A 24,946-nucleotide genomic window follows, 5' to 3' on the forward strand; every position below is an offset into this window, starting at 1 on the left:
ACGGATAGCAAACGTTTTAGGTTCGAGGGCTTATGAACTTAACTGCTGAACAATCAGAAAAGCTTGAGCGCGCCGAGGAAATCCTCGGGTACACGTTCAAGGAAAAGCAATTCATCTTGTCGGCCATCACGCACCCTTCGGCCACGGAAGGCCGTTCGGTGCGTTATTCCTACGAGCGCCTGGAGTTTTTGGGCGATTCGGTGTTGGGCGCCATTGTGGCCGACGCCGCGTTCGAGCGATTCCATGAACTTGACGAAGGCGGTCTTACGCGCATCAAAGTGGCGTTGGTGTCGGGCGCAAGCCTGTCCGATGTGGCCTCTGGCCTGGGCTTTGCCGACATCATCGTGTTCGGTTCGTCCGAAACGGGCACGGGCAAGCGCGGCCTGCATTCGGCGCTTGAAAACGTGTACGAGGCCGTTGTCGCTGCGCTGTATTTGGACGGCGGAACGGACGTCGCGCGCGATTTCATCTACCGAACGCTTATCCCGCGCATGTCCGAGGAGCTGGCGTTAGAGCCGGAAAACCCGAAGAGCGCGCTGCAGGAAAAGCTGCAGGAAGACGGCATCACGCCCACGTACAAGCTGGTGGAAACGCAGGGCCCGCCGCACGACCGCACGTTCGTGGCGCAGGTGTTCGCCGGCAATCAGGGGCTTGCGCGCGGCACGGGCCGCACGAAGAAGGAAGCCGAAAGCCAGGCGGCGAAAAGCACGCTCGCGCGGCTCGGCGAGTTTTTCGGTTTGGGCATGGACGATACGGCCCGCGCCGAGAAGGCCGCCGCTGCCAAGCAGGCCAAGGCGGAAAAAGCCGCCGCGAAAGCTGAGGAAAAGGCGCGCAAGAAGCACGAGAAAGAGCGCCACAAGCAGCTGAAGCAAGGGTAAGCCGTGTACCTGAAATCGCTGGTGCTCAAGGGCTTCAAGTCGTTCGCCGACCGAAGCGCCCTTTCCATGGAGCCGGGCATCACGGCCATCGTGGGCCCGAACGGTTCCGGTAAATCGAATATCTCCGACGCCGTGTTATGGGTGCTAGGCGAACGCAACGCCAAGCACCTGCGCGGCGCTTCCATGGAAGACGTCATCTTTGCAGGCTCGTCGGCCCGAAAGGCCACGGGTCTTGCCGAGGTTGAGCTGGTGCTTGACAATTCCGACGGCAAGCTGCCCGTGGAATTCGACGAAGTGTCTATCGCGCGCCGCATGTACCGCACGGGCGAAAGCGAGTACCTGATCAACGGGTCGCTGGCCCGCCGCATGGACGTGCTGGACATCCTGCACGATTCCGGCCTGGGCACGGGCACGCATTCCATCATCAGCCAGGGCAGCCTGGATTCCATCCTGCAATCGAAGCCGGAGGACCGCCGCGCGCTCATCGAGGAAGCAGCCGGCGTGCTCAAGCACAAGCAGCGCAAGGCGAAAAGCGAGCGCAAGCTTGCCGCCATGGACTCCACGCTTGCGCGCGTGCGCGACGTGGTGGGCGAGGTTGAGCGCCAGCTGGGCCCGCTTGAGCGCAAGGCGAAGAAGGCGCGCGCCTACCAGGAGCTTTCCGCGCAGCTGACCGACGTCAGCTTGGCGCTTGCCGTGGACGATCTGCGCGCGCTGCGCCGCAGCTGGGATAGCGCGTGCGCGCAAGAACAGCAGCTGGTGGCCGACCTGCAGGTTCGCCATCAGGCCATTTCGGCGGCAGAATCTGAGGCCGAGGCGTTGCAGGAGCAGATTCGCCGCGAAACGCAGCAGGCGGGCGACCTGTCGAAGCGCTATCAGCGCGCATCGGCGGTGGTCGAGCGCTTCGATGGCGCTACGTTGCTGCTGCACGAGAAGCGCCGCGCCGCGCAAAGCTACGAGGCCGATATGCGCGTGTCGCTAGAGTCGGGGCGCGCCAAGCGCGCGGCGGCCGTGGAGGAGCGCGATCAGGCGCAAGCGCAGCTTGCCGCCGTGCGCCGCGACTTGGAGGCTGCGCAGAACAAGGTGGCGCAGCTTGAGGCCGATCGCAAGCAGAATGCCGACGAGCGCCGCAACGTGGAAGGAGAGCTTGACCGCTTGGGGCGGCAGCGTCGCGACCACGAACGCCAGGAGCAGGACGCGCGGCGTCGGTTGACGCAAACGCAGGAGGCACTGGCGAACGGCTTGGCGCACGCGAAGCTGGTGGAAGGGCGCGCGAAAGAGCTGGAGCTGGCGTTAGCGCATGCCGAGGAGCAGGCGCAAAAGCTTGAAGACAACCGCCGGGCGGCGGCCGAGGCGCTTGAGGGCGTGCAGGCCGCCGAGGCCGCGGCGCGCGCACGCGTGGCCGGCGCCATGAAGCAGCGCGATGCCGCGCGTTCCCAGGTTGACGCGGCGCATCGCCAGGTGGCAACGCTTGAAAGTCGAATTTCCGCGCTTGAAGAGGTGGAACGCACGTCGGCAGCCGCCGGCCCGGCGCGCGGGTGGCTGGTGAAGCACGCCGAGCTGTCGGGGCAGGTGCTCGACCCGCTGTCGCACGCCGTGCGCGCGCAAGAGGGCTTCGAGGGCCTGGTGGAGGCGCTGCTTGGCGCCGACGTTGCGGCGCTGATGGTGCAGCGCGCCGACCAGGCGGGCCAGCTTGTGCGCACGCTGTTGGAGTCGGGCCAGGCCGGCGAAGTGGTGCTGCTGCCACGGCAAGGCATGCAGGCGGCCGTTTCCGCCCGCGATGCCGTCGCAGCTTGCGGTGGGCGTGCGCTGGTGGATGCGCTTACCTATGGGCAGGAAGATGCGCCCGCCGTCGAGGCGTTGCTCGGCGACGTGGTGGTGTGCGAGAACCTTGACGCGGCCATTGCCGCGCACGCGGGCTGCGCGGCGCCCGTACGCTTCGTGACGTCCGATGGCTGCATCGTGTGGCCTTCCGGCAAGCTGACGGTGGGCGCAGCATGCGCCGGCGGCGAGGGCGTGCTTGCTCGCGCGCGCCAGCTTGACGAATCGCGTCAGGAGCTGGTGGGCGCGAAGGTCGCGCACGCGCAGGCGCAGGAAGCGGAGCGCACGGCCGAGGAAGCGCTGCGGCAGGCCCAGGCCGAAAGCCTGCAGCTGTCGCAGAAGCTTGCCGAGCAGCGCGGCAACACGCAGGCCGCCCAAACGGAGGCCATGCGTGCCGCCGACGCGCTCAGCTCGTGCCGCCGCGAGTTCGCCGACGTGGAGCGCCAGCGCCAGCAGGCCGACAAGACGGTTGCCGAGGCGCGCCCCACGGTGGAGAAGCTTGAAACGCAGCTTGCCGAGCTTGCTGCCGCGGCCGAGCGTCGCGCCGCGCGCACCGAAGAGCTCAACGAGCAGGTGGTTCCGCTGCGCAAAGCTGCGGCGCAGCTGCGCGATAGCTTGTCGGAAGCGAAGCTTTCCGCGGCCACGCTGCGCGAGCGCGACACGTACACGTCGCGCATCGTGTCGGCGCGCACGCGCGACGTGGAATCGGTCGACGCCGCCGAGGCCGACCAGCGTCGCCAGCTAGCGCGCAAGATCGTGGCGCGCCAGCGCATCGCGCCATTGCTGACGCTCATCGACGAGCTGTCGGCATCGGCCCGTCGTCGCACGCGCGCACTCGAAGAGCAGGCGCAGGCGGCGCAGGATTCGTCGTCGGGCCTGCATACCCAGGTCAACGCCGCGCGCGCGGCCGCCAAGGCCGCGCACGAGGCTTATGACGGCGTGAACGCGCAGCTGTCGGCCGCGCGCGTGGAGAAAGGCCGCCTTGAGGTGCAGGTCGACGCCGCCGTGAACACCATCGTGCAGGACATGGGCGTGCCGCTTGACCACGCGCTTGAGCTTGACCCGCTCGAGGATCGCGGGCAGGCCGAGGACGCCGCGTTCAAGCTGAAGCGCCGCATCGCGAACATGGGCGCCATCAACCCCGATGCCGCTGCCGAATACGACGAGGTGCGCGCCCGCTACGACTATCTGGCCGCGCAGCTTGCCGACCTTGACGGCGCGCGCCGCAGCCTGGCGAAGATCGTGCGCGTGATCGATGCGCGCATGAAAGACGACTTCGTCACTACGTTCGAGCAGGTCAACGATAACTTCCGCAGCATCTTCGCCACGTTGTTCCCCGGAGGTTCGGCCGAGCTCATCCTCACCGACCCCGACGACGTGGAGAACACGGGCGTGGAGGTGAACGCGCAGCCGGCGGGCAAGCGCATCACGAAGATGATGCTCATGTCCGGCGGCGAGAAGTCGCTCACGGCGCTGGCGCTGCTGTTCGCGGTGTACCGCATCCGCAGCGCGCCGTTCTACATCCTCGACGAGGTGGAGGCGGCCCTTGACGACAGCAACCTGCGGCGCCTGACGGCTTATCTGCAGTCTATCCGTAGCGACACGCAGCTCATCATGATCACGCACCAGCGCCGCACCATGGAGATGTCCGACGTGCTGTTCGGCGTGTCCATGCAAAAAGACGGCGTCACGAAAGTCATCAGCCAAAAACTCGACCGAGCCCTGCAATACGCCGAATAGCGAAAGCCCCCGCAGCGGGGCTTTCGCTGCTTCAAGGCCGCAAGCGTAAAGCGCCTGTTAGCGGTGCTCGATAAATTCGTGTGCGTTTTCCCTGCTCGTGCGCTTATTGCGTCAACGGGTTATACTTTGTTGCGAAACAAATGCGGGCGCGCGCCCGCAAGTGGCCACGCGGGCGAAAGGTGAGCGCCCGGCGCAGCCGCTTCTCGGTTAAGGGATCGTCACAGCAAAGGAACCACCATGGGATTTTTCGACCGCATCAGCCAAGGCTTGCAGCGCTCGCGCGACAAGTTCAAAGAAGAGATGAACGTCCTGCTTGACCGCGGGCCCGATCTTGACGAGGAATTCTGGGACGGTCTGGAAGAAACGCTTATCCTGGCCGACATCGGCGGCGCGGCGGCGTGCGACATCGTCGAGCGCCTGCGCGAGCAGGCAACGCGCAAGGCGTTGCCCGACGCCTACGCCGTGCTCGACATGCTCAACGACCAGATTGCCGAAACGTTCACCGAAGGCGGGCAGGAAATCTTGGGCGGCGATCCGGCGTGCGTGCTGTTCGTCGGCATCAACGGCACGGGTAAAACCACCACGGTGGGCAAGCTTTCCAAGGAAGCGCACGACGCGGGCCGCAAGGTCATCTTGGGCAGCGCCGACACGTTCCGCGCCGCGGCCATCGAGCAGCTGGAGGTGTGGGCGCGCCGCGCCGACGTGGAGATGGTCACGCGCGAGCGCGGTGCTGACCCGGCCAGCGTGTGCTACGACACGCTCGAGCGCGCCGAGGCCGAAGGCGCCGATCTGGTGCTCATCGACACGGCCGGGCGCCTGCACACGTCGGCCGACCTCATGCGCGAGCTCACGAAAGTGGTGAACGTCGTGCGCAAGCGCTCGCAGCTGCCCGTGTACACGGTGCTCGTCATCGACGCCACCACCGGCCAAAACGGCCTGCAGCAGGCGCGCGAGTTCAACCGCGAGCTGGACCTGGACGCGCTTATCGTCACGAAGCTCGATGGCACGGCGAAGGGCGGCATCGCGCTGGCCGTCAGCCACGAGCTTGAGCTGCCCATCATCAAGATCGGCGTGGGCGAGGGCCTTGACGACCTGCGCGATTTCGACGCGCACGACTTCGCCCGCGCGCTGGTGGGCGCCTTCGACGAACGCCAGGCGAACTAGCATGGACGGCCGCATCGAGCAGGTTCACCAAAGCCCCGACGTATACAAGATCGAGGTTCCCTTCGAGAACATCTCCACGTCGGCCACGAACTGCTACGTAGTCAAAGACGGCGACGATGCGCTGGTAGTGGACACGGGCGCGCCTACCGATGAAGGCGCCGCCGTGCTGTCGGCCGCGCTCGATGAGCTGGCCGTCGACCGCGACCGCGCGAAGTGGTTTCTCACGCATTTGCATATGGACCACGCAGGCCTGGTGGACCAGGTGGTGCCTGACGGCGGCTTTCTGCTGATCGGCGCCAACGAGGTTGCCGCGGTGCGCGCAAGCCGCACGGGCATGTTCCTGGAAACGCTGCGCCGCCTGTACCGCCGCCAGGGCGTGCCGCTGGCAAGCCTGTCGGTGGCCGCGCGCTTAGGCATCGAGGTGCAGATGTTCGACCCCGCGCGCCTGCGCACGCTTCTGCTGCACGACGGCGATACGGTAACGGTGGGCCGCTGGGAGTTTAAGGTTGTCGAAACGCCTGGTCACACGCCTGGTCACTTGTCGCTGGTCCATCCGGAAAGCCGCATTTTGTTCGGCGGCGACCACGCGCTGTTCGTCATCAGCCCCTCCATCGCGCTGTTCGCCGATGGTCAAGACGGCCTGCAAACGTACTTCGACAGCATGCAGAAGGTGCAAAACCTCGGCATCAGCCAGCTGTACCATTCGCACGGCCCCATCCGCGATGGCTTCGAGGAACGCTTCACGTGGCTGGTGGAGCACCACGAAGCGCGCCTTGCTGAAGCCGAAGGCATCATCGCGCGCATCCCGCACCTAACCGGCTACAAGATCATCCGCACGCTGAAGTGGAACGTGCCGTTCGACGAATGGGACGATATCCCCATCATGCAGCGCTGGTGCATCCTCACGCAGGGCATCGTGTACCTGAACCACCTGGTGGCCACGGATCGCATCGCCGCGAAGGACTACGGCGACGGCGTGCTGCTCTACGAATCCGTGCAATAGCCGGCGGCGGACGCGCCGCAGGTGATATGGCGGGCTGAAGGCGGGCGACAGTGGGGAAGAGGCGGCGGCTAGCAAGGTCAGGGCGGGGCACGCGCTTTTGACGTTCCGTCACCCCCTGGTGTCTGCCGTTCGTTCTCCGCGCTCACAAACACCCATCCCGAAGCGGGTCCTTATGGGCTCGCTTCGCTGTTTTTCCCGCCGGCCCGCTGCCGGCGGCCTTGTCCGCTATAATTCAAAAGATTGCAAAACCGAAAACCCACGTGACACGCAAGAAGAGGCGCTTCATGTTCGATAACCTATCAGATCGCCTGCAAGGCATCTTCTCCGGCCTGCGCGGCAAGGGCCGCCTGACCGAGGACGACATCAACTCCGCCATGCGCGAGGTGCGCATGGCCATGCTGGAAGCCGACGTCAACTTCAAGGTGGTCAAGCAGTTCGTGGCGCGCACGAAGGAGCGCTGCCTTGACGCCGAGGTGCTCGACTCCCTGTCCCCGACGCAAAACGTCATCAAAATCGTCACCGACGAGCTCACGGAGCTGCTTGGCCGCACGGACAGCAAGCTGGTGCTGTCAAGCCGCATCCCGAACGTCATCATGCTCGTGGGCCTGCAAGGCTCGGGCAAAACCACGGCGGCCGCCAAGCTGGCCTACCGCCTGAAAGCCGAAGGCCACAGCCCGCTTCTGGCCGCGTGCGACGTGTACCGCCCCGCCGCCGCCGACCAGCTGGAAACGCTCGGCAACGAAATCGGCGTGCGCGTGTTCCGCGGCGACGGCAAAGACCCGGTGGCCATCGCCGAGGGCGGCATCAAGGACGCCATCGCGAACCTGCGCGACGTGGTCATCGTGGACACGGCGGGCCGTTTGCACGTCGACGAGCAGATGATGGAAGAGGCCCAGGCTATCAAGCGCGCCGTCAAGCCCGACCAAATCCTCATGGTCGTCGACGCCATGACCGGCCAAGACGTCGTGAACGTGGCGGCCGCCTTCGCCGAGCGCGTCGATTTCGACGGCGTCATCATGTCGAAGATGGACGGCGACGCCCGCGGCGGCGGCGCGCTTTCCATCCGCGAGGTCACGGGCAAGCCCATCAAGTTCATCAGCGCCGGCGAAAAGCCCGACTCGCTGGAAGAATTCCACCCCGATCGCATGGCGCGCCGCATCCTAGGCATGGGCGATATGCTCTCGCTCATCGAGTCCGCCGTGAAGGTGCAGCAGGAAGAGGAAGAGAAGGCCGAGACCGAGCGTCTCATGAAAAGCCAGCTCAACCTCAACGACTTCATCACCATGAACCGCCAAATCCGCAAGATGGGCGGCGTGTCGAAGCTTATCGCGGCTCTGCCCGGCGGCGAGAAGGCACTCGGCCAAGGCCAGGTGGACGAGGGTGCGCTTGACCGCATGGAGGTCATCATCAACTCCATGACGAAGGCTGAGCGCGAAAAGCCCGAGCTCTTAAACGGCAGTCGCCGCGCCCGCATCGCCGCCGGCGCCGGCGTGCACGTCTCGGAAGTGAACCAGCTCATGAAGAAGTTCAACGAGACGAAGAAGATGATGAAGAAGATGATGCCCGCCGTAGAGGACATGGGCAACAAGAAGGGCAAAAAGGGCAAGAAAGGCAAGCGCCGCCGCATGGGCATCCCAGGCATGGGCGGCATGAGCATGTCGGACCTGAAGAAGATTCAAGACATGATGGGGGATGTTAAGTAGTTCCGCTTGCCTACGGCAAACGGAACCGCTCGACGCTACGGCCGCCTGCGGCACGCCGCCTGGACCTTCAACTGCGCGAGCATGGCCCAAAGGCCTATGCTCGCTTGTTTCAGGCCCATGCGACGCACCACAGGCGCCCTCGCTGACTTTGACTGCACATCGGCGTTTTTGTTTGCCGGTAGGTTTTTGACTGTACATCGACGTTATCAAACGAGCGTCCGTAGGGGATGGGCGCTTGGAGAAAGGGGAAGCTATGGAGTTGCAGATTCGTCCGTATCAGGCCGACGACATCAAGGCCATGGTGCGCATTTGGAACGAGGTTGTGGAAGCGGGCGATGCGTTCCCGCAGGTCACACCGCTGACAGAGCAAAACGCCGACGAGTTTTTCTCCGCGCAAACCGCTACGATGGTGGCCGAGGTGAACGGCATCATCTTCGGCATGTACATCCTGCACCCGAACAGCATCGGGCGCTGCGCGCACATCGCCAACGCCAGCTTCGCCGTGGCCGGCGCCTCTCGCGGGCTTGGCCTTGGCCGCAAGCTGGTGGAGAACTGCATCGAAACGTGCGGCAAGAAGGGTTTCCGCGGCCTGCAGTTCAACGCGGTGGTGGCCTCAAACGTTAGCGCGCAGCACCTCTACGAGTCCATCGGCTTCACGAAGGTGGGCAAGATCCCGGGCGGTTTCATCAACGGCCTGGGCGGCTACGAGGACATCTTCATCTACTACATCGACACGCTTGACGCCTCGCAGCCCTGCTGAGGCTGACGGCGCCGCCGGGTGCGGCCGTGCGCGCCGCGGGCGCGGATGCATGCGGCGCGGTTCGCTTTATTCGTGAACACCTGGTGATAACGAAAGCGAAGGCTTGTCAGATTGCCGCTTTCGCCTTATCATAAACAACTGCTGTTTTGCTGCGCGCTTTTAGCGGGCTGGCAATAAGGTTCATTTTTTAGAAGAAGCAAGAAGGAGTTACTCTTCATGGTTAAGATTCGCCTGGCTCGTCACGGCGCCAAGAAGCGTCCGTACTACCGTATCGTTGTTGCTGATTCTCGCTGCCCGCGCGACGGCAAGTTCATCGACGACATCGGCCGTTACAACCCGCTGACCGAGCCCGCTATGATCAAGATCGACCTGGAGAAGTGCGATCAGTGGCTGGCTAACGGCGCTCAGCCCACCGACACCGTCGCTGCGCTCATCAAGAAGTGCCGCGAGCAGGCGTAAGCATCATGGCAACTCAGACCGAGGATATCGCCGGGCTGGTTCAGTCCGTCATTCGTCCGCTCATCGATCATGAGGACGACTTGGTCATCGATGCGCGTGAAACCGAAGATGGTTCCATCTTCGTGGAAGTTCGCGTGAACGAGGAAGACGCCGGCAAGGTCATCGGCCGCCAGGGTCGCGTGATCAAGGCCATCCGCACGCTTGCGCGCGCGGCGGCTTCCAGCACGAACACGCACGTTGACGTGGAGCTGCTCGATTAATGGGCGCTTGGGTCCGCGTAGCCGAATTCACGAAAGCTAAGCATGTCAAGGGAGGGCTCGTCGCGCGTAGCGTGGCGGGTCTTCCCTTCTTGCTTGAAGAGGGCATGCACTGCGCTTTCGTGCCGCCGGTCATCGATGTGCCGCGCGAAGGCACCATATGCGATATGCGCGACGATGCGAAGGGCGTCGTTGTGTTCTTCGACACCGTCACCGATGCGAACACCGCCGACGCGCTGATGGGCTGCTCGGTGCTTGTGCGTCGCGCCGACCTGCCCGAAGGCGTGCTTGAGCTTGAAGAGGGCGGCATCGAGGGGTTCGACGTCATCGACGCGAAATGCGGCCTGATCGGCACGGCCGTCTCCATCAACGAAATGCCCGGGCAGCACCTGCTCGAGGTAGCGCGCGAAGGTTCCGGCAAAACGGTGCTTATTCCGGTAGTCGACGAGTTCCTTGAAGGGGTGGACGAAGCGGATCGGTGCATCTTCGTGAACCTGCCCGATGGCCTGCTTGACCTGTAACCGCCCCGCCAAGAAGGGAGCCTCATGATCATCGAAACGCTTTCGACGTTTCCCGATATGTACGCTTCCGTCATGGGCGCGTCCATGATGCGTATTGCCCAAGAGAAGGGCATCCTGGAATTTCACGCCCATGACCTGCGCGATTGGACGCACGACCGCCATCGCACCACCGACGACGAACCCTACGGCGGCGGCGACGGCCTTGTCATGAAATGCGCCCCCATCTTCGAAGCCTACGAAGACATCTGCAGCCGCGCAAGCAAGCCCTACACCATCTTCCTAGCTCCGCAAGGCCGTCGCTTCGACGACGCCGCCGCCTGTGAGCTGGCCAAGCAAGATCACCTGCTGTTCATCTGCGGCCACTACGAGGGCATCGACGAGCGCGCCTACACGCTGGCCGACCAGGTTATCTCGCTGGGCGATTACGTGCTTACCAGCGGCGAGCTTGCCAGCATGGTGGTCATCGACGCGGTGGTGCGCAAGCTTCCGGGCGTGCTGGGCGCCGAAACGGGCGCGCTCGGCGAAAGCTTCGCCGACGGCCTGCTGGAATACCCGCAGTATACGCGCCCGGCGAACTTCAACAGCATGGAGGTGCCGCCGGTGCTGCTGTCGGGCAACCACGGCGCCGTGGACGTGTGGCGCCGTCAGCAAAGCTTGGAGCGCACGTGGCGGCTGCGCCCCGACCTGCTTGAGGGCGTGGCGCTTACCGACGCTGACCGCGCATTTCTGCAGACTTTATCAACCGCCGATGGACGCTAGGCCCCCAGCGGTATCATAGGCAGCTAGCGCACGCGGGGCACTCCGCCTGCGTGCGGTCCATCGAAAGGAAATGCAGTACTTCATGAGCGCAGGTCAACACGCCACCGACTCGCACGGCGGCATTCTTAGAACCTTCTTCAGCATCGTTGTCATGGTCGCCTTCGTCCTGGGGCTTTCCTGGGCGCTGCGCACGTTCGTGTTCACGGCCTACGAAATCCCCTCGGGCTCCATGGAGGAAACTATCATGACCGGCGACATGGTGTTCGCCGAAAAGGTCAGCTACTACTTCCGCGACCCCGAACCGGGCGACATCGTCACGTTCACCGACCCTGAAATCCCTGGTCGCACGCTTATCAAGCGTTGCATCGCCACGGCAGGGCAAACCATCAACATCACCGGCGACGGCATTCTGTACATCGATGGCGTAGCCCAATCGGAAACCTACACGCACGGCAAGCCCACGCTGCCGCTTTCCAACAGCTCCATCACCTTCCCCTACACGGTGCCGCAAGGCCACATCTGGGTGATGGGCGACAATCGCACGAACTCGCAAGATTCCAGATACTTCGGCGCGGTCCCCACAAGCTCGGTCACGGGCAGGGGCGTGCTGGTATATTGGCCCGTTTCGGAATTCGGCGTGCTCGAATAGCCGCAAACGTGCAGACACAAGGCAAGTAAGGGAACACGGAAAAGGACAAGGAGAACCATGTCAACCGAAACCTTCGCCGCGAACGCGGGGCAGGGCGCAGGCGCAAACCAGCCGCCTACGTTCCAGGACATCGTCATGAACCTGCAGCATTACTGGGCCAGCCAGGGCTGCGTTGTTTTGCAGCCGTACGACGGCGCCGTGGGCGCGGGCACGAACCACACCGCCACCACGCTGCGCTCCTTGGGCCCCGACACGTGGCGCACGTGCTACGTGCAGGGTTGCCGCCGTCCCACCGACGGCCGCTACGGCGAAAACCCCAACCGCCTGCAGTACTACTACCAGTTCCAGGTGCTCATGAAGCCGAGCCCCGACAACATCCAGGACCTGTACCTGGGCAGCCTGCGCGCCATCGGCATCGACCCCGACAAGCACGACGTGCGCTTCGTCGAGGACGACTGGGAAAGCCCGACGCTGGGCGCCTGGGGCCTTGGCTGGGAAGTGTGGCTCAACGGCATGGAGGTCACGCAGTTCACGTATTTCCAGCAGGTGGGCGGCTTCGAGTGCTCGCCCGTGCCCGTGGAAATCGCGTACGGCCTTGAGCGTTTGACCATGTACATCCAGGGCGTCGACAGCGTCTACGACATCATCTGGGCGCGCGGCGACGACGGCGTGGAGTTCACGTACGGCGACGTGTACCTGGAAAACGAGCGCGAATTCTCCACGTACAACTTCGAGGTGGGCAACACCGATTTCCTGTTCGAAGCGTTCAACCAGTACGAGCGCGAGGCGGGGCTGTGCCTGGAACACAACCTGCCGCTGCCGGCGTATGACTGGGTGCTGAAGTGCTGCCACACGTTCAACCTGCTTGACGCGCGCGGCGTCATCTCCGCCACCGAGCGCATGGCCTACATCCTGCGCGTGCGCTCCATGGTGAAGGAATGCTGCGCATCGTATATCGCCAACGTCGTCGGCGAAGGCGAGAGCGATTGCGCGCCCGCCGATGAGAAGAAGGGGGAGTAACCCATGGCCGAAAAGCACACGCTCGCGTTCGAAATCGGCGTCGAGGAAATTCCCGCGTTCGACCTTGATTCGGCGAACAAGCAGCTTGAGAAGATGGTGCCCGCTGCGTTTACCGATGCGCGCATCCCGTTCGATTCCGTGGAGATCCACTCCAGCCCGCGCCGTCTGATCGTCATGGCCTATGGCGTGGCCGACGCAACCGAGGCGCTGGTGGAAGAATACAAGGGCCCCGCGGCGAAGATCGCGTTCGACGCCGACGGCAACCCCACGAAGGCCGCCATCGGCTTCGCGCGCGGCAAGGGCCTTATGCCCGAAAACCTTGAGCGCCGCGAGGTCAAGGGCGTCGAATACGTATTCGCCACCAAGAACATCCCGGCAACGCCTGTGGCCGACCTTCTGCCCGACATCTTGGCCGGCTTCATCACGGCCATCAAGTGGCCGCGCTCGCAGCGCTGGGCTGCCTACAGCGAGTACTTTGTGCGCCCCGTGCGCTGGATCGTGGCCATGCTCGACGACGTCGTGCTGCCCGTCAGCTTCGCCGGCGCCACGTCCGGCAACGTCACGTTCGGCCATCGCGTGCTTGCCCCCGGGGCGCACACGGTGGACACGGCCGCGAACCTGCTTGACGTGGTGCGCGCCGCCTACGTCATCCCCACGCAGTCCGAGCGCGAGCGCATCATCCGCGAAGGCGTGGCCGCCATCGAGGCCGAAACGGGCTTCACGGCCGAGTTGCCGGCGAAAACGCTGCTTGAGGTGGTGAACCTGTCCGAGTATCCGCAACCGCTCGTGTCCACGTTCGACGAGGAATTCCTGCAGGTGCCGGAAGAGATCATCGTCGACGCCATGCTCATGCACCAGCGCTACTTCCCGCTGTACGACGCCGACCACAAGCTGACGAACAAGTTCATCATCGTGTCGAACGGCAACCCGGAGTGCGCCGCCACCATCATCGACGGCAACGAGCGCGTTGTGCGCGCCCGCCTAGACGACGCGAAGTTCTTCTACGAGGAAGACCTGAAGCACCCGCTGGAGTTCTACGTGAACAAGCTGGACAAGGTGGTGTTCCAGGAGTCGCTGGGCACGGTGAAGCAGAAGGCCGAGCGCCTGGTGAAGCTGGCCGGCGCGCTTGCCGCCGACGCGCAGCTGTCCGAGGCCGACGCCGCCGACCTGGTGCGCGCCGCGCAGCTGTGCAAGGCCGACCTGGTCACGAACGCTGTCATCGAGTTCACATCCGTCCAGGGCGTCATGGGCAGCTACTATGCCGCCGCTTCCGGCGAAACGCCGCAGGTGGCGCAGGCCATCGGGCAGCACTACCAGCCGCGCTTCGCCGGCGATGAGCTGCCGGAAACCACGGTGGGCAAGCTGGTGGCCTTGGCCGACAAACTTGACACCATCTGCGGCCTGTTCAGCGTGGGCCAGGGCCCCACGGGCTCGTCCGACCCGTTCGCGCTGCGCCGCAGCGCCATCGGCATCGTGAACATGCTGGAGGCGGGCGTGAGCATTTCGCTGGCAGCGGCTATCGACTGCTCGCTGGCGGCGTTCGCCGAGCAGGGCGTCCAGTTCGACGCCGCCGCCGTGCGCGCCGAGGTCGTCGACTTCTTCGTCACGCGTACGAAGGTCATGCTGCGCGACGCCGGCGTGGAGGCCGACACCATCGACGCCGTGCTTGCCGCAGGCGTTGAGGAGCCGGCTGTCATCGGCCAGCGCGCCCATGCGCTTGAGGACGCCCGCGCCAACGACGCCGAGACGTTCGACAACCTGGCCACGGCCTATGCGCGCGCGAACAACCTGCGCAAGCCCGAGCTGGGCAGCGCCGTGGACGAAGGCCTGCTCACCGAGCCGGAGCGCCCGCTGGCCGCGGCTGTGGCCCAGGCGGAAGGTACCGTTGCCGCCGCGCTTGAGGCCGACAGCTTCGCTGCCGCGCTTTCCGAGCTGGCGGCCCTGCGCGCGCCCATCGACGGCTTCTTCGCCGACGTCATGGTCATGGACGAGGACCCGGCGCTGCGCGACAACCGCCTGCGCCTGCTCAACCGCTTCGTGGCCGTGTTCGCCAACGTGGCGGACTTCGGCAAGATGGCGAAGTCGAAATAGCGCGCAAGCGTGTAAACTTTGAAGGGCGGCGGCCATGGGGGCCGGCCGCCCTTTTTCGTATCCATCAGGCGTCTTCGCAAGGAGGCATGCTTCATGCAAGAGGAGTTCATCGTGCACGAGAACACAACGTCGCTGCCGACGATCCACGTCATCAGCGACTCGGTGGGCCTGACGGCCCAAGCTATGGCACGCGCCGCGGCCGCCCAGTTCGGAGAGACGAACCCCAACATCGAGGTGCTGTCCCACGTGCGCTCCGCCGAACAGATCCGCACCTGGATCAACGAGCACACGGCGCTGCACGCCAGCCGCGGCGACGCGCGCGTGCTCATCTTCTACACGCTTGTCGACGGCGACCTGCGCCACGCGCTTACCGAATACGCCGCCACGAAGCCCAGCGTCACGGCCGTCGACCTGCTCACCGAGGCCATCGGCTCCATCGCGAAGCTCTCGGGCCAGGTGCCCAGCAAGCGCCCCGGCGGCCTGCACGTGGCCGACCAGCACTACTTCCGCCGCATCGAGGCCATCGAGTTCACCATCGCCCACGACGACGGCCGCAACCCGCAGGAGATGACGCAGGCCGACATCGTGCTTCTAGGCGTGTCGCGCTCATCGAAAACGCCCACGAGCATCTATTTGGCGCAGCAGGGCTACAAGGTTTCCAACATTCCGCTCGACCCGTCCACCGAACCGCCGAAAGAGGTGTTCGAAGTGGACCGCACGCGCCTGTTCGGCCTGATGACAACGCCTGAGGTGCTCATCGGAATTCGCCAGCGCCGCCTGGGAAATGCTGCTGTCGTGGCATCAAAATATGCCGACCCCGAATACGTTTACGAGGACCTCGACAAGGCCCGCGCGCTCATGCGAAAACTCGGCGCAATCGTCGTTCACACCGAAAATCGCGCCGTTGAAGAAACCGCTCAAGAGATTTTGCGGTACTACGAACGGGTGCACCCCGCAGGTGCTGATATAGTTAAGGAGTCCTGATTTCACAAGTCCGGTAAAAACCAAGGACGACCTTAGGTTAGGAGTTAGAAAAGTGACTGCAGAAGTCAAGCGGGTTTACGCATTCGGCAAAGACGCCGAGGGCAACAACGTCACGGAAGGCAACACGAACATGAAAGCCATCCTGGGCGGCAAGGGCGCCAACCTTGCCGAGATGGCCAACATCGGTCTGCCGGTGCCTCCGGGGTTCACCATCTCGTGCCAGACGTGCATGGAGTATGCGAACGCCGACAACACGTGGCCTGAAGGCGCGCTCGACACCATTCACGAGTATCGTCTGGACCTGGAAAAGCGCATCGGCAAGAAAATCGGCGACGCGGAAGACCCGCTGCTGGTTTCCGTCCGTTCCGGCGCCCCCATGTCCATGCCCGGCATGATGGACACGGTTTTGAACCTGGGCCTGAACGACCAGTCCATCCACGGCCTTATCAAACAGACGGAAAACCCCCGTTTCGCATGGGACTCCTACCGCCGCTTCATCCAGATGTTCTCCAACGTCGTCATGGGTCTTGATGGCGACCTGTTCGAGAACGCCATCACGGCCATGAAGAATGCGCGCGGCGTCGCTTCCGACACCGACCTCACGGCTGAGGACCTGCAGCAGCTCGTGGTCGAGTTCAAGCAGATCTTCTCCGAGAACGTCTCGGGCGTGGAATACCCCAGCCTCGTCGTCGACGGCGTGGTGGCCTTCCCGCAGGATCCCATGGTGCAGCTGAAGCTGGCCATCGAGGCCGTGTTCGGCAGCTGGAACAACCCGCGTGCCACGCTGTACCGCAAGAAGAACAAGATCTCCGATGACCTGGGCACCGCCGTCAACGTGCAGTGCATGGTCTTCGGCAACAAGGGCAACACCTCCGCCACCGGCGTTGCGTTCACGCGCAACCCCGCTAACGGCGAGAAGGAATTCTACGGCGACTACCTGGTCAACGCCCAGGGCGAAGACGTCGTCGCCGGCATCCGCAATACCAGCCCCATCGCTGATCTGAAGCACGTCGAGGGCCTCGAGGAAGCCGGCCAGCAGCTCGAAGAGATCTTCGTGGTGCTGGAGAACCACTTCCGCGACATGTGCGACATCGAGTTCACCATCGAGCAGGGCAAGCTGTACATGCTGCAGACCCGCGTCGGCAAGCGTACCGCCGCCGCCGCGCTGCACATCGCCATCGAGATGGAGAAGGAAGGCCTCATCACGAAGGAAGAGGCCGTCATGCGCGTCGAGCCCGAGCAGCTCGACCAGCTGCTGCACCCGCAGTTCGACAAGAACGCCGAGTACGACGTGCTCGCGCGCGGCCTGAACGCCTCCCCGGGCGCTGCCGTGGGCGAGGCCGTGTTCTCCGCTGCCGACGCCGTGGCCGCCGCCGAGGCCGGCCGCAAGTGCGTGCTCGTGCGTTGGGAAACCACGCCCGACGACCTGGCCGGCATGATTGCCGCCGAGGGCATCCTGACCAGCCATGGCGGCAAGACGTCCCACGCGGCCGTTATCGCCCGCGGTATGGGCGCGCCGTGCGTGTGCGGCGTCGAGGCGCTGAAGATCGACGCCGAGAAGAAGCAGGCGGCCGTCACCGGCACCGATGTGGTCATCAAGGAAGGCGACATGATTTCGCTGGACGGCACGACCGGCATCGTGGTGCTCGGCGCTGTTGACCTGGTGCTTCCCGAGCTTACCGGCGACCTGGACACCATCCTGGAGTGGGCCGACGAGTTCCGCACCTTGGGCGTGCGCGCGAACGCCGACAACCCCGAGGATGCTCAGCTGTCCCGCGACTTCGGTGCGCAGGGCATCGGCCTGTGCCGTACGGAGCACATGTTCCTGGGCGACCGCAAGCAGATCATCCAGACGTTCATCCTGAACGAGGACGAGGACATCCGCCAGAAGGCCGTCGACCAGTTGTTCGAGGCTCAGACGGGCGACTTCTACGGCATGTTCAAGGCCATGGACGGCCTGCCGGTTATCGTCCGCCTGCTCGACCCGCCGCTGCACGAGTTCCTGGAGAGCCCGCGTGCGCTTGACGTGGAGATCGCGCGCCTGGAGGCTACCGGCGGCGACAAGGGCGTCATCGCCGAGAAGCGCGCCCTCATGGAGCAGATCGACGCCATGGCCGAGGCCAACCCGATGCTGGGTCTGCGCGGCTGCCGCCTGGGCATCGTGTATCCCATCCTGCCCGTCATGCAGGTGCGCGCCATCGCCACGGCTGCTGCCAAGCTGAAGAAGGAAGGCCTCGATCCGAAGCCCGAGATCATGATTCCGCTGGTGTCCGTGGTTCCCGAGCTGGCCAAGCTGCGCGAAGTTGCCGAGCAGACCATCGCGGAAGTGGCCGCTGAGCAGGGCGTCGAGCTGAACATCGAAATCGGCACCATGATCGAGCTGCCGCGCGCGGCCGTCACCGCCGACGAGATTGCCACGAAGGCCGACTTCTTCTCCTTCGGCACGAACGACCTCACGCAGACGACGTTCGGCTTCAGCCGCGACGACGTCGAGGCCGAGTTCATCCCGCAGTACCTCAAGGAGCGCCTGCTGCCCTACAACCCGTTCGCCACGGTTGACCCCGGCGTTGCCAAGCTGGTGAAGATGGGCGTTGAGCTGGGCCACCAGGGCAACCCGAACCTCACCTGTGGCGTGTGCGGCGAGCACGGCGGCGACCCGGACTCCATCCACACGTTCCACAACATCGGCCTGGACTACGTGTCCTGCAGCCCGTACCGCGTGCCGCTGGCGCGTCTGGCCGCCGGCCAGGCAGCCATCGAGGCCAAGCAGGCAGAATAGCCCGCAAAAGCCCTACGGCATATGGAATGCGAAGGGAGCCCCCGCGGGGGCTCCCTTTTTGGTATGGGGGGGTGCATGGTGCGTTGCTGACGGCGGCCTGCATTGCGGCCGCGCTGATAAAAGAGTGACACGCCTTCGGCGCTATCTAATAGGTGTCGAGCTTTCGCTCGACGCTACGAGTGAGGCGCGAACACTTACAACATCGCAGGTCGATAAGGGGTTCAACCCGATTTTCGTAGGATTGAGCGAAAGCTCAACCCAGCCAAAGCAGCGCCGTAGGCGCGTCACGCATTTTCAAAGCGACACTTTGGGGCAAAGGGACAGTCCCTTTGCCCCAAAAACGGGGGCCGGTTTTCACCGGCCCCCGTTGCGTCTGCGGCGCTTTGTTGTTGTTCGCTACGAGAGCGTAATGGGATATTGGCGAATCTCGTCGTAGGTGTTTTTGTCGCACAGCTCAAGCGTGCCCTTGACGTTCACAAGGTCGTCGATGCTTGCCACGTCGGCCTCGTCGAACTCAAGCCTGTCGTCGGCGCTCGTTCCCACGTTCAGGGACGTGAACAGGTACGGATCGACCATCTTGCTGTTCACCGAGAAGCTGTCGGTCAGGTAGGTGAGGCTGAGGTCCTGGTCGCTTTTGTTGACGGCCGTGAATTTGTAGCCCACGGCTCCGGTCCAGTCCTGGAACTTCGCCGTGATGGTGACGGTGATTAGGTCGTCGTCGATAATCGTCTTGTTCATGGGCTCTTCGGTATCATCGGAGATGCTGCTGGCGCTGGACGCTGCTGCCGAGCTTGCATCGGCGCTGGTGCTGGCCGTGCCGCGCACGAATACCATGGCTTCGCCGTCGGCTTCCATCGACAGCTTCTCGTCTGCCAGCTTTGCAACTACGGTGCTGCCTTCGATGGTCATCTCGGCTTCCGTGGCGCTTTTCGCCTTCCAGGTGCCTTCGATGGTTTCGCCGAGCATCGTGAACTTCAACGTTCCGTCATCGTTGAGGGTCAGCCCCACGGTCATGCCGAAGGCTTCAAGCATTGCCAGGTCGTCTTCGTTTGTGGTCTCTCCGTCGCTGGTGACGCTTGCCAGCTTCCAGTCGCCGGAGAAATTCTTGGTGTAATCGGTTTGCGCGCAGCCTACCAGTGCAAGGCAGAATGCAAGCAGCAGCGTGGCCGTTAAGGCGATGATTCTCGTGGTCTTCATGGTCTCTTCCTTTCTAACTCGTTTACTTCCTGTGGCAGATTTACGCTCCCACGGTGCCGCCGCAGTATTCGCAGCGTCCCGAGGCATCGGGCGTGGTGGTGGCGCCGCACAAGGGGCACGTTCGCGTTGCCGTGGGCGCGGCGGCGGCAACGGGCGCGGTGGCATCAGGCGCGACGACGGCTGCAGCACCAGCCTCGCGCGCCGCTGCGCGCGCATCGCACAGCGCCGAGCGGATTTCCTGCGCAATGCGATCGGCCTCGCGGTATTCAATGGAATTGCGATGCTCGATGCGGTAGTCGTTCACCCTGAACGTGATGCTTTCGTAATAGGGAAGATTTACGTGGATGGTGAGGTACACGTCGTAGTCGATGTCGTAACGTGGGGGCTCGTAGTCGTGCTCCTCGCCGTCGGAATCGGTCCAGTGCAGCTCCGTTTTCGTTTCGCGGATCTCGGTGTCGCAGCCGGTTACTTGGGAGAAGTCCAGCACGTCGGGATTGGTGTTGCGCCACTGCTTGTTCGTGGCAACCAGGAAGCGCCCCGCGTCTTCGTCGAGCAGCACTTTCGTGCCGAAACCCAGCGTGCGCGTAGGGTTGAATGCTGCCACGCGGTCGGCGTTTTGCTCACGCCACGCCAGTTGGTCGCGAATCTGGCTGACGCTTGAGCTCCGGCGGTCGCTGAACCACGGCGACAGCTTCGCTGCGCAGTCCTTGCACAGGTTGCCGTCGTCAAGCTTACGGTTTCCCAAAAGGCCAATCTCGCCGCCGCAGATATCGCAGGTCTTCTTCTCGAACATTTTTCCGAATAGTCCCATGTCATGCCTCCTTCGCGCCGGATGCCTGCGCGCATCGTCTGTGCGTGAGTTCATGATGCCGCAGGGCGGCGCGGCGCAGAAGCGCCCTGCGGCCAAGTTTTGGCTGCGGGCTTAGGACTTGCGGCTTATAGACTGGGACGGCGGAGCGGGAAAGCCTGTTGCGGCGGGGCGGGAAGCCTATGGGGCGAGGTGCCAATTGCAGCGGGGCGGCAAGCCTACTCCTCTTGCGACCCCTTCGTCATGCTGGGCACGATAAGGCCTGTTGAAACGGCATGCACGGCAAGTCTCAGGATGTTGTCGTAGCCCGTTTTCGCAAGGATCTCGGAAATGTGGCGCTTCACGGTGCCTTCGCTGAGATAAAGCTCGGCGGCAATTTCCTTGCGCGTTTTCGTTTCGCACACCAGGCGCAAAATCGCCAATTCCGTGTCGGTAAGCTGGGCGGCGTCGGAAAAGATGCTCTGCTGCGCCAAGGGGAACGTGGAGTAGCCGTCCATGGTGGAGCGAATGATGCTCAAAAGCTCGGCGGTTCCTACGTTTTTGTACACGAAGCTGTCCACGCCGGCGTTGCGCGCTTGCTCGATGAACGTGATTTCGGGCATGCCCGTCATGATGATGACCTTCACGTCGGGCCGCGCGGCCTTGATCTTGCGCGCCGCGACGATGCCGCTGGAATCGTTCTCGGTGCACACGTCAAGCAACGCGCACGTGGCGCCAGATGTCTCGACGGCCTCAAGCGCCAAGGCGGCATCGCCAAGCGAGGCCACCACGTCGATGTCGCTTTGCGCGCCGATGGCGCAGGCAAGCGACTCGCGCAGCATGGCTTGGTCTTCAACGATGGCAAGCTTGATCATGGTTGCTCCTTTCGGCCGGCTCCGTAAGGCTCCGCGCCGCTTTCGGCTGATAGGCGGGCTATTTCTATGGTGAAGGGGTCAAACGACGCAACGCGGAATTCCAAGCCGGCGTGCTGAGCGGCCTGCCGCATGCCGGGTATCCCGCTGCCAGGGGTTATGGCGCAGGTGGCGCCCCGCCCGTCATTGGCGATGCGCATGGCTAAAGGCTCATCGCTGGCGAACAGGTGCACCTCGATGCGACGCGCCTGCGCGTGCTTGACGGCATTGGTGGTTGCTTCGCGAACGATGTGCACCAGCGCCTCGGCCTTTTCGGACGCCTTGGGCAGCGCGCCTTGAACCTGCACGGAAACGCCGGAAAGGGCGAACGCCTGCACGATGGCCTCAAGCTGCGCCGTGCTGTCGGGTTCCGCGGCGTCGTCAAGGTCGTCGATGATGCCGCGCGTCAGCCGCGCTACCTCGGCAAGCGCTTCGGGCGTGGGGTCGGGCGCTTCTAGAAAGCGGTGCAGAATGGACAGCCGCTGCCCGATCGTGTCGTGGATGCGCGCTTTCATGGCAACGATGGCCTCGTTTCTTGCCACTTCCTGCACGTGGTCAAGCGAGTCGCGCAGCTCGCGGTTCGCAGCTTCAAGCAGGCTGTTCGTGCGCTGTATGCCGGTGTTGATCGATTCTTCCTCGGTGACGTCGGTGGCCATCAAAAGGCGGCAAGTGGTTGCACGCAGGTTCACGGTTTCGCGTTTGAACTGCACCATCTGTCTCCCGGGAAGCTCGATGCGAGCCTCGTCGCGCGAGTGCGGCATGTTCTGCAGCTTTGCGAGGCCTTCGAGTTCGGCCCACAGCTTGCTGGTGTCGGAAAGATCGGTGGCGAACCCCAGCGCGATAAGACGCGTGCGCATGACGTCGTTCATGTACAGGATGCAGTGCTTCTCGTTCGTCCAGATGATGCCTTCGGGAAGCTTGTCGAGCGCATCGATAAGGGAAAGCTTCGAGACTGAACATACCAGGTGGCGTATGTCAAGCAGCAACGATGCGCTGACGCGGAACACGAAGAACGCCGCGTCGGCGATAAGCAGGTAGATCGCGCCAGGGCCAAGCGCGCTGATGACGGGCGGCGTGCAAAGCACAAGAAGCGCGACCTCGAACGTCATGGCCGGCTTGCGGTAGACAATGGCAAGCGCCGCCCCCAGGCAGGCGATTCCTAGGCTTACCCACAGGATCGGCTCGATGGCCATGGTGAGGGTTCGAAGTCGAATGAGCATGTCGCCGTGGTTCGTGGAAGCCTCGCACGCAACGCAGCACGCCAATGCAAGGTGGCCCGCGAGAAACGCTTCGTAGGTTATGGCGGCCAGGGGCGGTTTGCCCGGCTTGCGGCGTGTGACTAGGAAGGCCGCGTGCAGGGCCTGCCCCGAGGCAAGCAGGAAGAAGGCGGCGATAAGCGCAACAAGCACGGCGTTTGCCGAGGTCGAAAGGAAGTTCATGGCACGTCCTTTCGCGGAATGGGGACGCGCACGAAGATGCATACGCTTTCACCATCTTGCTCGAAGCGATGCGTCGTGTTGCGTTTGGCAAGGTTCGCGCGCAGCTTGGCCAGCGTTTCGACCATGTGCGCGCTTTCGATGGCGCTACTTGTGAGCATGGCGCGTAGCTCGGCGTTGTCTTCGTGTTCGTGAACGTTCAGCATAAGAACGGCGTCGTCGGCGGCGCTTGCCGCTGCGGCAAGATCGTACAGGCAGTCGTACAGGACGCTTACCACGCAGGCGTCAAGCGCGTGCTCGGTCTGCACGAACGCGGCGCAATCCACGCCGATGGAGCGCAGGTCGGAGGCGGTTTCGTTAAACACCAGCTGCAAGCGGTCGCGGTCGAACTCGGGATCGCTTTTCTCGGACACCACCAAGGCGCCTTTGCGCTTGCAATAGGCAACCAGCAGCTTTGCTTCCGTCAGCATTTCGTTGCGTTTGGTTTTGGCGTGCGGGGTGTTTTCGGCGGGCAGGCCGTCGACCAGCTGCTTGATGCGCAGGCTCTGGTCCTTCAGGGCGTCTTCAACGTCCGCCATCAGCTCGCGCTCGTTGCGCAGCCGCCACGCCTCGCGCTGCACCGCGGCTTCCCGCTCAAGCGCGCTGTTGCTGCGCCGCAGCTGCGCTTGCTGCTCCTCAAGCGTTGCGCGCCGCGCATCTATGTCGGAAACGTCTTGCGCAAGCAGCGCGCGGCCTCCGCTGACGGGGTACACCTTGAACAGCGTGTGCGCAACGCCGGTTGTGCGAAACGCCCACGATTCGGCCGGCAGCGTATCCGAGCGCTGCACAACGCGCGCGGCTTCGTTCGTTTGCGGGCAAGCTTGCTCGGTTTGGAAGACGGTGTTGCTTTCTTCGTCAAGAATCTTCAGGTCGAAAGGCAGCTTGCGAAACGCATTTTCGTACCATAAGTATGAGGGGAACAGCTTCACGTCGAGCGCAATCTCCAGCGCGACTATCACCAAAACGCAGTACATCAGCGAGAAGTTCAGCGAAACCATGGCGATGATGCGCAGCGCATACAGCGCGTTGAGCGTGGTCCCTACGCCGGCGATCACGGCAAGGGGAACGAGCGCGATTTTGAGTTGCATGCGCGCCGCAAGGAAAAGCGTGGCGAAGAACGCGAGGTACAGCAGCACTTGCCAGCCGACGACGAGATAGTAGCCAGGCGCATAGCGGTAGCTGCCCGACCAGCTTGCATCGGCGAAGTCGAACACGAACACGCCGTGGTGCAGGTTGTTGGTGAGCACCAGTGCAATGAGCGCCGCCGTTATGCCTGCGAAAACGCGCATTGCGCGGCGTGTGGCGGGCTTGTCGTCAAGCGCGGCGGCACGCAGCGCGCAATCGAGGCAAAGAAGGGGAATGACCGTCATGGGAATGTAGTAGCAGTACCACAAAAGCGATTCGACAAGGTCGTTATCAAGGTGGAACTTCACCAGCACGGCAAGCATCCACAGCACGATAAGCCCGGCCACGCTTACCAGGTTGCGCGCTATTTTCGCATCGGGGCAGCGCAGGTAGGCGCTAAAGCCCCACGCGGCGGCTAGCGGCCCGAGCGCAATCATGTAATTCGATGACGAACGGCGGCTTGAAAAGGGGTTTGGCTCGGGGGCGGGCAGCGCGTCCGACGCCTGCATGGCACACAGCAAAAGGGCGAACGCGGCCGCAAGGGCCGCGGCAATGGCGAGCACCGTGCGCTTGGATATGTTGGCCGGGCGTTTCATGATGCCAGTATAGTTGAGCATCGTCTCATTGTTTTGGCCGCATGTCCCAACTTCGCGCGTTTGTCTGGGACACGCGGCCTGGGACAAAGGGACTGTCCCTTTGTCCCGTTGGTGCTCGGGCAGCGGAACGCCCCCCTTGTGGCCGCTTTTCAAATAGGTGACGCGCCTTCGGCGCTATCTTATAGGTGTCGAGCTTGCTCGACGCTACGAAATCTTGTTGCGGGCTTCGATGAGATTGCGGCGTTGTCGGAGCTCGAGGCCTCGATTTGT

The 24,946-nt window shown here is 63.6% G+C and carries 19 protein-coding genes and 1 pseudogene; 15 read left to right on the top strand and 5 right to left on the bottom strand.

Annotation, left to right across the window (positions count from 1 at the left end; genetic code table 11):
- Positions 1–32 precede the first annotated feature (32 nt).
- The 15 genes and pseudogenes from rnc to ppdK all read left to right on the top strand — a co-directional run bounded on the left by rnc (position 33) and on the right by ppdK (position 18,585).
- Complete coding sequence (gene rnc, locus ET524_RS06870; protein ID WP_129424384.1) at positions 33–878, top strand: ribonuclease III; 846 nt, start codon at positions 33–35, stop codon at positions 876–878.
- 3 nt (positions 879–881) lie between these two features.
- Complete coding sequence (gene smc, locus ET524_RS06875; RefSeq protein WP_129424386.1) at positions 882–4,436, top strand: chromosome segregation protein SMC; 3,555 nt, start codon at positions 882–884, stop codon at positions 4,434–4,436.
- A 237-nt stretch (positions 4,437–4,673) separates the two neighbouring features.
- The gene (ftsY, locus tag ET524_RS06880; protein ID WP_129424388.1) at positions 4,674–5,600 is read left to right on the top strand and encodes a signal recognition particle-docking protein FtsY; all 927 of its coding nucleotides are present in this window, start codon (positions 4,674–4,676) and stop codon (positions 5,598–5,600) included.
- Position 5,601: 1 nt separating this feature from the next.
- Complete coding sequence (locus ET524_RS06885; RefSeq protein WP_129424390.1) at positions 5,602–6,603, top strand: MBL fold metallo-hydrolase; 1,002 nt, start codon at positions 5,602–5,604, stop codon at positions 6,601–6,603.
- A gap of 284 nt (positions 6,604–6,887) precedes the next feature.
- The gene (gene ffh, locus ET524_RS06890) at positions 6,888–8,306 is read left to right on the top strand and encodes a signal recognition particle protein (RefSeq protein WP_129424392.1); all 1,419 of its coding nucleotides are present in this window, start codon (positions 6,888–6,890) and stop codon (positions 8,304–8,306) included.
- Between the two features lie 253 nt (positions 8,307–8,559).
- Positions 8,560–9,066, top strand: a complete 507-nt coding sequence (locus ET524_RS06895) for a GNAT family N-acetyltransferase (protein WP_129424394.1) — start codon at positions 8,560–8,562, stop codon at positions 9,064–9,066.
- Positions 9,067–9,282: 216 nt separating this feature from the next.
- Positions 9,283–9,522, top strand: a pseudogene (rpsP, locus tag ET524_RS06900) (30S ribosomal protein S16); the annotation flags it as partial.
- A gap of 8 nt (positions 9,523–9,530) precedes the next feature.
- Positions 9,531–9,785 carry a KH domain-containing protein gene (locus ET524_RS06905; protein ID WP_129424398.1) on the top strand — a complete coding sequence of 85 codons (255 nt, stop codon included), beginning with the start codon at positions 9,531–9,533 and terminating at the stop codon, positions 9,783–9,785.
- A 104-nt stretch (positions 9,786–9,889) separates the two neighbouring features.
- Positions 9,890–10,303 carry a ribosome maturation factor RimM gene (locus tag ET524_RS06910; RefSeq protein WP_201738711.1) on the top strand — a complete coding sequence of 138 codons (414 nt, stop codon included), beginning with the start codon at positions 9,890–9,892 and terminating at the stop codon, positions 10,301–10,303.
- Positions 10,304–10,327: 24 nt separating this feature from the next.
- Complete coding sequence (gene trmD, locus ET524_RS06915; protein WP_129424402.1) at positions 10,328–11,062, top strand: tRNA (guanosine(37)-N1)-methyltransferase TrmD; 735 nt, start codon at positions 10,328–10,330, stop codon at positions 11,060–11,062.
- Between the two features lie 82 nt (positions 11,063–11,144).
- On the top strand, positions 11,145–11,711 hold the full coding sequence (lepB, locus tag ET524_RS06920) for a signal peptidase I (protein WP_129424404.1): 567 nt from the start codon (positions 11,145–11,147) through the stop codon (positions 11,709–11,711).
- Between the two features lie 57 nt (positions 11,712–11,768).
- Complete coding sequence (gene glyQ, locus ET524_RS06925) at positions 11,769–12,731, top strand: glycine--tRNA ligase subunit alpha (protein ID WP_129424406.1); 963 nt, start codon at positions 11,769–11,771, stop codon at positions 12,729–12,731.
- Positions 12,732–12,734: 3 nt separating this feature from the next.
- Positions 12,735–14,822: a glycine--tRNA ligase subunit beta gene (gene glyS / locus ET524_RS06930; protein WP_129424408.1), complete on the top strand. Its 2,088-nt coding sequence runs from the start codon at positions 12,735–12,737 to the stop codon at positions 14,820–14,822.
- Between the two features lie 93 nt (positions 14,823–14,915).
- Complete coding sequence (locus tag ET524_RS06935) at positions 14,916–15,806, top strand: pyruvate, water dikinase regulatory protein (RefSeq protein ID WP_129424411.1); 891 nt, start codon at positions 14,916–14,918, stop codon at positions 15,804–15,806.
- Positions 15,807–15,858: 52 nt separating this feature from the next.
- The gene (gene ppdK / locus ET524_RS06940; protein ID WP_129424413.1) at positions 15,859–18,585 is read left to right on the top strand and encodes a pyruvate, phosphate dikinase; all 2,727 of its coding nucleotides are present in this window, start codon (positions 15,859–15,861) and stop codon (positions 18,583–18,585) included.
- 396 nt (positions 18,586–18,981) lie between these two features.
- On the opposite strand, the gene ET524_RS06945 is transcribed toward ppdK, so the two are convergent.
- The 5 genes from ET524_RS06945 to ET524_RS06965 all read right to left on the bottom strand — a co-directional run bounded on the left by ET524_RS06945 (position 18,982) and on the right by ET524_RS06965 (position 24,697).
- Positions 18,982–19,782, bottom strand: coding sequence for a hypothetical protein (locus ET524_RS06945; protein WP_129424415.1), 801 nt, complete (start codon positions 19,780–19,782; stop codon positions 18,982–18,984).
- Between the two features lie 40 nt (positions 19,783–19,822).
- Entirely contained in the window at positions 19,823–20,593 is a 771-nt protein-coding gene (locus ET524_RS06950) for a DUF4428 domain-containing protein (protein ID WP_129424417.1), read from the bottom strand.
- 215 nt (positions 20,594–20,808) lie between these two features.
- Positions 20,809–21,444, bottom strand: coding sequence for a response regulator transcription factor (locus ET524_RS06955; RefSeq protein ID WP_129424419.1), 636 nt, complete (start codon positions 21,442–21,444; stop codon positions 20,809–20,811).
- Entirely contained in the window at positions 21,441–22,919 is a 1,479-nt protein-coding gene (locus tag ET524_RS06960; protein WP_129424421.1) for an ATP-binding protein, read from the bottom strand. The genes ET524_RS06955 and ET524_RS06960 overlap by 4 nt, the downstream gene beginning before the upstream one ends.
- A complete protein-coding gene (locus tag ET524_RS06965; protein WP_129424423.1) occupies positions 22,916–24,697 on the bottom strand; it encodes a hypothetical protein in 1,782 nt (593 codons plus the stop codon). Before ET524_RS06965 ends, ET524_RS06960 begins: the two co-directional genes overlap by 4 nt.
- Positions 24,698–24,946 lie beyond the last annotated feature (249 nt).

The organism is Senegalimassilia faecalis (genome assembly GCF_004135645.1).
GTDB classification, from domain to species: Bacteria; Actinomycetota; Coriobacteriia; order Coriobacteriales; family Eggerthellaceae; genus Senegalimassilia; species Senegalimassilia faecalis.